This window comes from Pseudorhodoplanes sp. (assembly GCF_046289595.1).
Lineage (GTDB): Bacteria > Pseudomonadota > Alphaproteobacteria > Rhizobiales > Xanthobacteraceae > Pseudorhodoplanes.
Genome location: NZ_JBKBVB010000171.1, coordinates 1 through 6,738, shown reverse-complemented (window position 1 = coordinate 6,738; position 6,738 = coordinate 1). Strand labels below are relative to the sequence as shown.

7 protein-coding genes are annotated in these 6,738 nt (G+C 65.9%); 3 read left to right on the top strand and 4 right to left on the bottom strand.

From position 1 onward, the window contains the following. Positions 1-678: ABC transporter ATP-binding protein (locus ACK41X_RS22015; protein WP_409727991.1), on the bottom strand; the 678-nt coding region annotated here is incomplete at its 3' end. A 10-nt stretch (positions 679-688) separates the two neighbouring features. Then, positions 689-1,828 (bottom strand): ABC transporter permease, encoded by a 1,140-nt coding sequence (locus ACK41X_RS22010; protein WP_409727988.1) that lies wholly within the window; start codon positions 1,826-1,828, stop codon positions 689-691. 158 nt (positions 1,829-1,986) lie between these two features. On the opposite strand from ACK41X_RS22010, the gene dgcA reads away from it, so the two are divergent. Further along, positions 1,987-2,982, top strand: coding sequence for an N-acetyl-D-Glu racemase DgcA (gene dgcA / locus ACK41X_RS22005; RefSeq protein WP_409727985.1), 996 nt, complete (start codon positions 1,987-1,989; stop codon positions 2,980-2,982). A gap of 146 nt (positions 2,983-3,128) precedes the next feature. Next, positions 3,129-3,560 carry a hypothetical protein gene (locus tag ACK41X_RS22000; RefSeq protein ID WP_409727982.1) on the top strand — a complete coding sequence of 144 codons (432 nt, stop codon included), beginning with the start codon at positions 3,129-3,131 and terminating at the stop codon, positions 3,558-3,560. 49 nt (positions 3,561-3,609) lie between these two features. On the opposite strand, the gene ACK41X_RS21995 is transcribed toward ACK41X_RS22000, so the two are convergent. After that, complete coding sequence (locus ACK41X_RS21995; protein ID WP_409727979.1) at positions 3,610-4,770, bottom strand: MFS transporter; 1,161 nt, start codon at positions 4,768-4,770, stop codon at positions 3,610-3,612. Here ACK41X_RS21995 and ACK41X_RS21990 point away from each other — a divergent pair. Continuing rightward, entirely contained in the window at positions 4,769-5,473 is a 705-nt protein-coding gene (locus ACK41X_RS21990) for a hypothetical protein (RefSeq protein ID WP_409727976.1), read from the top strand. The two genes, ACK41X_RS21995 and ACK41X_RS21990, sit on opposite strands and share 2 nt — an antisense overlap. A gap of 27 nt (positions 5,474-5,500) precedes the next feature. Here the strand turns inward: ACK41X_RS21990 and ACK41X_RS21985 are convergent, their stop codons facing one another. Continuing rightward, the gene (locus ACK41X_RS21985) at positions 5,501-6,475 is read right to left on the bottom strand and encodes a threonine/serine dehydratase (protein ID WP_409727973.1); all 975 of its coding nucleotides are present in this window, start codon (positions 6,473-6,475) and stop codon (positions 5,501-5,503) included. Between the last annotated feature and the right edge of the window lie 263 nt (positions 6,476-6,738).

The following is a 6,738-nucleotide window of genomic DNA, read 5'->3' as shown; positions in this document are numbered from 1 at the left end:
GTCATGGGTTACCATGAAAACGGTAAGCCCCAAAGTGCGCTGCAAGGTTCTGATCAGATTGTCGAATTCGCCTGCGCTGATGGGGTCGAGGCCGGAGGTCGGCTCGTCGAGGAACACGATTGCCGGATCGAGCGCGAGTGCGCGCGCAAGCGCGACGCGCTTGATCATGCCGCCCGACAATTCCGAGGGCATCTTGTTCAGTGCTTCCGGCGGCAGCCCCACCATCTTCAGTTTGGCCGCCGCGACCTCATCAAGCAGGCGCGGCGACAGATTGAGATATTCGCGCATCGGGAATTGCACATTCTGGCGCACCGTCAGCGCCGAGAATAACGCGCCATGCTGAAACAGGATGCCCCAATGGCGCTCGATCAATTGCTCGCGCAATTCCTTGGCCTTTGAAAATTCCTGGCCGAACACCTCGATGGTTCCCGAGGTCGGCTGGATGAGCCCGATCATGGTGCGCAGCAGGACCGATTTGCCGGCGCCGGACGCGCCGACAAAACCCAGCACCTCGCCGCGCTTGACGTCGAAATTGACGCCCTTCAGCACATGCTGGCGCTTGAACTTGACCTGCAGGTTGCGCACCCGCAGCGCGATATCCTGCGAAATGTCGAGCTGCGGCTCCGGGCCGTCGTCGAACAGCGAAAGAATATCGAAGCCAATATCCGTGTTGGACATGAAGGGCCGCCTATTTGTCGATCGCCGCGAAGAATACGGCGAAAATTCCGTCCAGCACGATCACAAGAAAGATAGATTGCACCACCGCAGCGGTGGTCTGCGCGCCGAGCGATTCCGCCGAGCCCTTGGTTTCGAGCCCGCGCACGCAGGCGACGATGCCGATCACCAGCGCCATAAACGGCGCCTTGATCATGCCGACCATGAAATGGTTCAAGCTGATCACCTCGCGCAGCCGCTGCAGGAACACTTCCGGCTGGATGCCGCCATAGAGCGAGGCGACGAGGCCGGCGCCATAGAGCGCCGACATTTCGCCGAGGAAGGTCAGGATCGGGACTGCGATGACGAGTGCGAGAATGCGCGGCAGCACCAAGACGCTGACCGGATCGAATCCCATGGTCTGCAGCGCGTCGACCTCCTCGCGCATCTTCATCGAGCCGAGTTCGGCCGTATAGGCGGAGCCCGACCGGCCGGCCACCATGATGCAGACGATGAGCACGCCGACTTCGCGCAGCACCAGAATGCCGACCATGTCGACCACGAAAATGTCGGCGCCGAATCTGCGAAAATGGAAAATTCCCTGCTGCGCCAGGATCGCGCCGATCAGGAAGGTGATGAGCACGATAATCGGCACCGCGCGCCAGCCCACCAGGTCGATCTGGTTGACCAGCGAGGTGAAGCGGAAGCTGCGCGGACGGATGAAGACCCGCAGGAATGCCGCGGTGACGGCGCCCAGCATCTGCGCAAACAAGGCGGCCGATTTGCCGACCTCCGCCATGTTCTCGCCGACGGTCGCAAGCCAGTCGAGCACGCTGGTGCGCCGCGTCCGCTCCGGATCGGGCAGTTCGGTGGTCTGGTGGACGGTTTCGACGATGGTGCGGAACTGGTCGGGAAGATTGACCACGTCGGTCGCAGCGCCCTGCTCGCGCGAGCCGCGCAACAGCCGCTCCAGGAGCCAGGCGCCGTAGGTATCGAGCTTCGCGACCCCTGCCATATCGACCCGGACGAAGCGGATCGGGCTTTGCGGCGGAATCGCCACCGCCATCACCAGCCGCTCCAGATCGTTGGCGCGGTCGGCCGTCCAGTCGCCGCCTGCAAGCAGATCGAGGCGGTCGCCAGTGACCGTGGCGGCCAGCAACGCATCCGAACTCATACTCGCTCCCCGTCCCCGATGCCCCCGGACGGTCCCCGGCGCCCGCATGGCCGTGCCGGCGGCCCTGCATTCCGGCACCTTGAGAAAAACCGCATTTCCGTCACATACTTAACAGAGTGCCTCCGGCTGTCGAGAGAGGTTAACAAAGCCTTAAACACATGGTTAACCCGGCCGGCCCGCAACTCACCATCGGCATCGAAACCTGGCCGATTGCAGGACAATTCACCATCAGCCGCGGCGCCAAGACGCAGGCGCGCGTGGTGGTCGCGGAATTGTCCGACGGGCGGTTCCGCGGGCGCGGCGAATGCGTCCCCTATGCCCGCTATCGCGAAAGCCCCGAAACGGTCGCCGCAAGGCTGCAGGAACTGGCAGGCGCGGTGGCGGCTGGGCTGACGCGCGACGCTTTGCAGCAGGCGCTGCCGCCGGGCGCCGCCCGCAACGCGCTCGATTGCGCATTCTGGGATTTCGAGGCCAAGCAATCCGCAACCCCGGTGCATGTCCTGGCCGGGTTGCCGCCACCCGGCCCGCTGACCACCGCCTTCACCATCTCGCTCGGCACGCCGCAGGCCATGGCCGAGGCGGCACGCGCCGCGTCTGCGCGCCCGCTCCTCAAGGTCAAGCTTGGCGCCGAGGGCGACCCGGAGCGGATCGCGGCCATCCGTGCCGCGGTTCCGGCCACAGAACTGATTGTCGACGCCAATGAGGGCTGGACGGCGGACAACCTCGCCGAAAACCTGAGAGCCTGCGCTGCGGCCGGCGTGACGCTGGTCGAACAGCCCCTGCCCGCCGACGCAGACGAGCCGCTGCGCAACATCGCACGGCCGGTTCCGGTCTGCGCCGACGAAAGCGCGCATGACCGCGCCTCCCTCCCCGCACTGATTGGCAAGTACGACGCGGTCAATATCAAGCTCGACAAGACCGGCGGCCTGACCGAGGCGCTTGCCATGTCAGCGGAAGCGCACAGTCTTGGTCTGATGACCATGGCCGGTTGCATGGTTGCGACCTCGCTGTCGATGGCGCCCGCCATGCTGATCGCGCAAGACACGCGCGTCGCCGATCTCGACGGACCGCTGCTGCTGGCGCGAGACCGGCCGGACGGCCTCGTCTATGACGGCAGCATCGTTCATCCGGCAAAACCGCAATTGTGGGGATAACACGCGCATCTGCGCGCCACTGGCGTTGCGGAATTCTCACACCGCGGGTTTACGCACGACGCGGTCCTATCGCGGTCTTGGCAACGCGCGGCATTCCTGTCTAACGTTTGCCGTCGGGCATGTCGTCGGCTTGGGGAGGTCGAGGGATGCGGTTGCGTGCAGGATTGGCTGCAGCGCTGCTGGCTTTGCTGGGAGCCGGCAATGCCGATGCGGCTGTGCGGATCGCCAACGACAAGGGCGGGCAGATCGGCCCCTATCTCGACAGCTTCGTCAACCTGCGCAATTCCGGGCGTCATGTCATCATCGACGGTCCGTGCCTGTCGGCCTGCACCATTGTGCTCGGCGTCGTGCCCCGCGAACGCATCTGCGTGACGCGCAGAGCCCAGCTCGGCTTCCACGCCGCCTGGAATCCCGGGCGCAACGGCCGTCCGGTGCTGAGCCGCGAAGGCACCCAGGCGCTCTGGGACATCTATCCGGGCGAAATCCGCGCCTGGCTGAAAAAGCGCGGCGGCCTGAAGCCGAAAATGGTGTTTCTGTCCGGACCCGAATTGATGTCGATGTATCGCGTCTGCAACTGAGTGCGGCGCATCGCGCGGCACTGACATCGCGGACCTGTCATTCGCCGCGCTACACATCCGGCTTGCGCAGCCATACCACGCCCGCAACCGCAGCCCCGGCCAAGGCAATCGCTGCCATCGCCGCATAACTTGCCGCCCCGATCGCGGCGTAAAGGGTTCCGGCCAGCAGCATGCTGGCGCTGAAGGCGATGCCCTGCGCCACCGAGAAATAGCCTTGCGCGGTTGCGCCGCGGCCTTCCGGCGCAGCATGGGCGATGAAGGCGACCGCGCCGAGATGACTGGCGCCGAATGAGAGGGCGTGCAGCACCTGCAGGAGCGGCAGCGTCCATCCGGTCGGGTCGAAGGCAAGGCCGATCCAGCGGATGGCGGCGCCGAGACCGCCGAGCACGATGAGCTGGACCGGACCGAAGGCTCGCGGCAACCGGCCGACGCATGCGAACAGCACGATTTCAGCGACCACGCCGAGCGCCCAGAGGCTCCCGATGACAAGTCCGTCGAAACCAGCCGCTTTCCAGGTGATGGTCGAGAAACCGTAATAGACCGCGTGGCTCGACTGGATCAGGCTAGCAGCGATGACGATCGCGATAAAGCGTCCGGCGCGCCAGAACGGCCGTGGAGGCAAGCCTTGCTCCGTCACCGGCACCGGGGCCGGCAGCGGCAGCAGGAGCGTTGCGACGAGCGCCGTCGCCATCGCCGCCGCGGCGAGGAGCCAGATCAGGTGGCGGGTTTCGATCAGGTCGAAGGCCAGTCCGGCGCCGAGATTGGCGAGGATGAAGAAGATCGACCCCCAGAGGCGGACCGGGCCGTAGACAGCGCTGCGGGCGCGCAGTCCGCGCAGCGTATAGGCATCCTGCAACGCGACGGCCGGGGTATGGGCGAAGGCGGTGAACGCGGTCAGCGCCACAATCAGCCACGCTCCCGAGACGAGACCCAGCGCGCTGAAGCCTGCAGCGGTCGCCGTCGCAAACAGGATGATGGTCGGGCGCAGCCCGAATTTGCGGTCGGCGGCGGCGGTGGCAACCGGAACGGAGACAATCCGCAGCAAGGCGGTCGCCGCCAGAATCGCCCCGACCTCGCCGGCACTGAACCCGGTGGACTGCAGCCAGACCGGGAAGAACGGCAGATGAATGCCAAGAAGGCTGTAGGAAACCGCGTAGAACAGCGCCGCTCTGAGGACGAAACTGTCGCGGGATCGGCTATCCTGCATCATGGTCGCGAATCACGCCCCGGCGCCGGACGACTCGCCGCCGGCCGAAGCGGACTATGACACTCTTCTCGCCGCGCTGACGCAGAGCGCGCGCGGCCGCTGGTTTTTGCAGGAATATCTGCGTCGTAATGCACCCCCCGAAAAGGATACGCCCGATACCGCGACACTCCTGGATGCGATCGGCCGGATCGAACGGCTTCTGCAATCGAGAAGTCTCGAACCGCCCGCACCGGCTCTTGCGGCCGACGCCACGGTGGCAACGCAAGCCGGCTTTGCCAAGGCCAAGCCGGTCGCAGGCGTTGTCGCAGACGACCTTGAGACGCCCGACATTTTCGAATCCGAGATCGCGATGTCGGAGATCGCCGCCGGAGGAGCTGCCGGTATCGAAGAGGCGGCTGTCGACGAGGCCGTTGTCGAAGGGGTGGCTGTTAACCACGTCGCTGTTGCGGAAGCCGCCGTTACGGAAATCGTCGCAGCGACCGCGACGGCAACGGTCGAGCCGGGGGCAATCGTTGTCGCCGATGTAACAGCGGCGGCCGCCGATGCAGCGGCGCTTGCCTTTCTCGGTCCGGTTGCCGCGGCAGCCGGGCCGGAAACCACACCCCTGCAGGCGGCGGCCATCCGGCGCGAAAGCCCGATCAGGCGCGATCCGTTTGCCGATATCCGCGCCCTGTCGGATATCGAGAAGATCGCGCTGTTCACCTGAAGTCCAGTCCGGATCCGTTGCCGGCTGCTACGCCGCGATAATCCGCGAGAACAGGTCCGGATCGACATTGCCGCCGGACAGGATTGCGACCACCGTCTTGCCTTTCACCTCCGGGCGGCCGGAGAGCAGCGCGGCAAGGCCGATGGCGCCGCCCGGCTCGACCACGAGCTTCAGCTCGCGCCAGGCAAAGGCGACGGCAGCTTCGACTTCGGCATCGCTTGCGGTGACGCCCTTGCCGATCAGGCGGCGGGCGATCGGGAATGTCAGTTCGCCCGGCGTATTGCTCATCAGCGCGTCGCAGATCGTGCCGGACATCTGCGCGTTGCGTTCGCGATGCCCGGTCACGAACGAGCGCGCCATATCGTCGAAGCCCTCCGGCTCGGCGGTATAGAGATCGGCGCCGGGAACGGCGGTCTTGATCGCAAGCGAAATGCCGGCCGCAAGGCCGCCGCCGGAGCATCCCACGACCACGACATCCGGCGACAGTCCGAGCGCGGACAAGTCCTCCACGATCTCGCGGCCGATCGTGCCCTGCCCCGCGATCACCATGGGATCGTCAAAGGGCGGCACGATCACTGCACCGCGCCGCTCGGCAATCTCCCGCGCGATGGCGGCGCGGTCTTCGCGGGCGCGGTCGTACAATACGACTTCGGCGCCGAGAGCCGCGGTGCGCTCGCGCTTGGGCCGCGGCGCATCGGCCGGCATCACGATAACCGCCGGCATGCCGAGCAGCTTCGCCGCCGCTGCAACGCCTTGCGCATGATTGCCGGAGGAATAGGCGACAACGCCGGCCTTGCGGCCTTCGGGCGGAATGGCAGCGCAGCGGTTAAAGGCGCCGCGGAACTTGAACGAGCCCATCCGCTGCAGCGTCTCGGCTTTGAGAAAGACGCGCGCCCCGACGCGCTCGTCGAGCAGCGGCGAGCGGATCAGCGGAGTACGGACCGCAACGCCTTCGATACGGCTTGCCGCGGTATCGATATCGGCCGGACTGATGGCATCCATGCGCAATCAATACCACTTCCGCGGCCGTTCCGGGACAGCGCGCAGAGCCGGACCCTGGGAGCCAGATACAAACGTTAGTGCTGCCGGTGGATTGCCGGTTCCCCTTCGGCAGACGCGCCGGAACGCACGGCGGGAAACACTCCGAATCGCGCTCACTCTTCCTCGCCGTCGCCGGATTGCGCCTCCCACAGCGCCACGAGGCGCTTGCGAAAGCCCTTTGGCGTTTCGGCGAACAGCCGGGTGGCGATTTTTCGGGCCGCACG